Genomic DNA, 219 nt, shown 5'->3' on the forward strand with positions numbered 1-219 from the left:
ACGAGGCCAAGTTCCTGGCTGGCAACGGCACCCCGAGCGCTGGCGCACTGGGTAGCCTGACCATCACCGAAGGCGGGGCCTGGACCTACCAGGTCGACAACAGCAAGGTGCAGTACCTGGGCGAAGGGGAGACCAAGGTCGAGACCTTCACCGTGCAGTCTGTGGATGGCACCGAGCACACCGTCACCATCACCATCACTGGCGTCAACGATGCCGCGG

Annotated in this window: 1 protein-coding gene; it reads left to right on the forward strand. The window is 64.4% G+C overall.

Going from position 1 to position 219, the window contains the following annotated elements:
- Window positions 1-219 (forward strand): VCBS domain-containing protein (locus KW824_RS20885; RefSeq protein WP_218410919.1); only part of this gene is annotated, 219 nt, incomplete at both ends.

The sequence above is a fragment of the Aeromonas sp. sif0611 genome (assembly GCF_019218845.1).
Taxonomy (GTDB): domain Bacteria; phylum Pseudomonadota; class Gammaproteobacteria; order Enterobacterales; family Aeromonadaceae; genus Aeromonas; species Aeromonas media.